We start from the raw sequence: 1,464 nt of genomic DNA, 5'->3' as shown, positions 1-1,464 counted from the left end.
GCGGTGGACATGGTGAGGCCTTCGTAAACTGAACAACCCCTATTGTAACCGCCCGGCCCCCCGGCCCTTGCACCGCTGGCCCGCTTGCCGCAAAGTGCGCGCCCCCTGACCTCCGGCCCGGCCTGCATGAAAATCGGCATCGACTTTGGCACCAGCAACTCCGCCGCCGCTGCGGTGGTGGACGGCAGGGTGGTGCCGATCCAGTTCGGCCAGGCCGAGCAGTTCCGCACCACGGTGTATTTCCCGGAGGTGATGCGCGACCCGAACGATTTCGAGCTGACCCCGGCGCTGGAGCACGAGCTGGCCCGCCTGATCGACGCGGCCGCACGCGATGCGCGTGCCGCCGGCCAGGAGCGCGCGCCCGATGCGCTGCGCCGCGAAGCCCTGCGCGTGGTGCGCCGGCAGTGGATGGAAGAGCAGATGCGCGCCCCGCTCACCTCCACCAAGCTGCTGCAGAACGCCGTCTACGGCGACGATGCGCTGGAAGCCTACTTCGAAGAGAACGAAGGCAACCTGGTGCAGAGCCCCAAATCGATGCTCGGCTACAACCTGCATCCGCGCGCGCGCCAGACCATCACCGGCATCGCCACCCACATCCTCGAACACATCCGCCTGACCGCGTCACGCCAGCTCGACCGGCCGGTACGCACGGCCACGCTGGGCCGGCCGGTGCAGTTCCGCAGTTCGATCGGCGCAGCCGGCAACGACCAGGCGCTGGAGATCCTGCACACCGCGGCGATCGCCGCCGGTTTCGACGACGTCGATTTCCTCGAGGAACCGGCGGCGGCGGCGATGCATTACCACGCCGAAAGCACGCAGGAACACGAGGCGATCGTGGTCGACATCGGCGGCGGCACCACCGACATCGCGCATGCGCGCGTGGGCGGCACGCAGGCACCGAAGATCCATCGCGCCTGGGGCATCGCGCGCGGCGGTACCGATATCGACCTGGCCCTGAGTCTGGGCGCATACATGCCGCTGTTCGGTCGCGGCGTGAGCCGTATCCCCGCCCACCACTACGTGGAGGCGGCGATGGTGCAGGACATGACCCGGCAACGCGATTTCCGCCAGCACAGCTACCGCGACGCCGAGCAGCCGTGGGGCAAGCGCATGCAGGCGCTGCAGGACACCGGCAACACGGCGCGCCTGTACCGCGAGGTGGAACGCTGCAAGATCGCGCTGAGCAGCACCGCCGCGCACGACAGTGCGCTGGATTTCATCGAGCGCGGCATGGCCGTGCAGGTGGAGCGCGCACGCCTGGAAGCCTCTGCGGGCAACTACCTGGGCGAACTGCGGACGCTGCTGGAGCAGGTCCGTGCCGACATCGGCCACGATCCGGCGGCGGTGTTCCTCACCGGCGGGATGTCGCGCGCCGGTTATCTGCAGGATGCGGTGGCCGCTGCATTCCCGGGCGCGACGCTGGTGCGTGGCAATCCGTCCTTCGGCGTGGTGCATGGGTTGGCG

General features: G+C 69.1%; 1 protein-coding gene. It reads left to right on the top strand.

Features of this window, described 5'->3' with window-relative positions; all coding sequences use genetic code 11:
• Window positions 1-126 precede the first annotated feature (126 nt).
• Window positions 127-1,464: Hsp70 family protein (locus tag ACXJKH_RS20405; protein WP_457322096.1), on the top strand; the 1,338-nt coding region annotated here is incomplete at its 3' end.

The organism is Stenotrophomonas sp. P5_B8 (assembly GCF_054049855.1).
The sequence above is the reverse complement of the archived record's forward strand: the minus strand, read 5'-3'. Positions and strand labels throughout refer to the sequence as shown.